Origin of the sequence: Mesorhizobium sp. M7A.F.Ca.CA.004.06.1.1, from assembly GCF_003999135.1 — a bacterium.
Taxonomy (GTDB): domain Bacteria; phylum Pseudomonadota; class Alphaproteobacteria; order Rhizobiales; family Rhizobiaceae; genus Mesorhizobium.
Genome location: NZ_RZPQ01001057.1, coordinates 1 through 1,538, shown reverse-complemented (window position 1 = coordinate 1,538; position 1,538 = coordinate 1). Strand labels below are relative to the sequence as shown.

Below are 1,538 nucleotides of genomic sequence, written 5' to 3'. Positions count from 1 at the left end.
GGGTGGGCGAAATCCCATTTCTTGAACCAGCGTAATTCTTGAACCAGATTGGCCAATGGTCTAGACGGGCCGCTACTCAAACGATTGAACCGGCCCTTTTTGGCCGAGAGGGACGTTCTTCCATGGATCGCATCAGAATTGTCGGGGGCAACAAGCTCTCCGGAAGCATTCCGATCTCGGGCGCGAAAAACGCGGCGCTGCCTTTGATGATCGCCTCGCTTTTGACCGACGACACGCTGACGCTGGAAAACGTGCCGCATCTGGCCGATGTCGAGCAACTGATCCGCATCCTGGGCAACCACGGCGTCGATTATTCGGTCAATGGCCGCCGCGAGAAGCAGAATGAGGGCTATTCGCGCACCATCAACTTCTCCGCCCGCAACATCGTCGACACCACAGCGCCCTACGAACTGGTGTCGAAGATGCGCGCCTCGTTCTGGGTGATCGGCCCGCTGCTGGCCCGCATGGGCGAAGCCAAAGTGTCGCTGCCGGGCGGTTGCGCCATCGGCACGCGGCCGGTCGATCTGTTCCTCGAGGGCCTGCAGGCGCTGGGCGCCGATATCGACGTCGACACCGGCTATGTCATCGCCAAGACAAGGAATGGCCGGCTTGTCGGCAACCGCTACATCTTCCCGAAAGTCTCGGTCGGCGCCACCCATGTGCTGATGATGGCCGCGGCGCTCGCCAAGGGCGAGACGGTGCTGGAAAATGCGGCTTGCGAGCCCGAGATCGTCAACCTCGCCGAGTGCCTCAACGCCATGGGCGCGAAGATTTCCGGCGCCGGCACGCCAACCATCACCATCGACGGCGTCGAATCGCTGTCGGGTGCGCGCGTGCGCGTCATCCCCGACCGCATCGAGACCGGCACCTATGCCATGGCCGTCGCCATGACCGGCGGCGACGTCGTGCTCGAAGGCGCGCGGCCGGACCTGCTGCAGACGGCACTGGACGTGATCGCCCAGACGGGTGCGGAGATCACCCCGACCAATTCCGGCATTCGTGTGAGGCGCAACGGCGCCGGCATTTCGCCGGTCGACGTGACGACAGCGCCGTTTCCGGCCTTCCCGACCGATTTGCAGGCGCAGTTCATGGGCCTGATGACGATGGCCAAGGGCAAGTCGCGGATCACCGAGACGATCTTCGAGAACCGCTTCATGCATGTGCAGGAACTGGCGCGGCTCGGCGCTCATATCACGCTTTCGGGCCAGACGGCGATCGTCGACGGCGTGCCGAAACTGAAGGGCGCGCCGGTCATGGCAACCGATCTTCGCGCCTCGGTGTCGCTGGTCATCGCCGGCCTGGCGGCGGAAGGCGAGACCACGGTCAACCGCGTCTACCATCTCGACCGCGGCTTCGAGCGGCTGGAAGAAAAGCTGTCCAACTGCGGCGCGGTGATCGAACGGATTTCGGCGTAGCCCGCGACCTCGGCTCCTCTCCAGCAACGCAGGAGATTGGCGAGATCCTTCGCGGCAGCGTCCTTCTCCCCGTCACTATATGGGGAGAAGTGCCCGGCAGGGCGATGAGGGGCAGCGCAGACC

General features: G+C 64.0%; 1 protein-coding gene. It reads left to right on the top strand.

The features are described from left to right. Nucleotides 1-122 precede the first annotated feature (122 nt). Nucleotides 123-1,415, top strand: coding sequence for a UDP-N-acetylglucosamine 1-carboxyvinyltransferase (murA, locus tag EN906_RS33770; RefSeq protein ID WP_127268679.1), 1,293 nt, complete (start codon nt 123-125; stop codon nt 1,413-1,415). Nucleotides 1,416-1,538: the final 123 nt, after the last annotated feature.

Bases quoted from the DNA above. Each gene is read 5' to 3' on its own strand.
- murA (WP_127268679.1), top strand. From the start codon at position 123: ATGGATCGCATCAGAATTGTCGGGGGCAACAAGCTCTCCGGAAGCATT.